Origin of the sequence: Streptomyces chisholmiae (genome assembly GCF_031845445.1) — a bacterium.
Taxonomy (GTDB): domain Bacteria; phylum Actinomycetota; class Actinomycetes; order Streptomycetales; family Streptomycetaceae; genus Streptomyces; species Streptomyces chisholmiae.
On record NZ_JAVREO010000139.1, the window covers coordinates 1 to 468 of the forward strand.

At 60.7% G+C, this 468-nt stretch carries 1 protein-coding gene; it reads left to right on the forward strand.

Annotation, left to right across the window (positions count from 1 at the left end):
- Positions 1-371, forward strand: a 371-nt coding sequence (locus RM844_RS32470; protein ID WP_311671032.1) for a DUF305 domain-containing protein, incomplete at its 5' end; no start/stop codon positions are given.
- Positions 372-468: the final 97 nt, after the last annotated feature.

Genomic DNA, 468 nt, shown 5'->3' on the forward strand with positions numbered 1-468 from the left:
ACTCGGACCTCGTCGAACTCGCAGCCGATATCGTGTCGTCGCGTCGGACTGAAATCGAGTTTATGAAGGCGCTCCTCGTGCAGTGGAACGCGGATGCCACCACCTCGTCGATGCCGGATCAGCCCCCGGCCAGCGCGCAGGGCTCCATCGACGAACAAACCGTGAGTCACCTGCAAGCATTGAGCAGCCAGGACTTTGACATCTTGTGGCTTCAGACGTTGATTCCGCACGCTCAGGGAGCGATCCAGATTGCCAACGCCGAGATCGCCGACGGCGAGAACGTCGATGCTCTCGGACTCGCGAAGCAGATCGTTGCTAAGCAGCAGGCGGAGATCGACCGCATGCAGCAGCTTCTCGCAAGTGGCGGTTAGAGAACTGAATCCGGAAGAAACAGGCTATGGCTTGCCGTGGCGCAGCTGATCCGCGAGATTGTTCAGGGCGTCGAGGGCGGCTCCGACCGCAACCTGG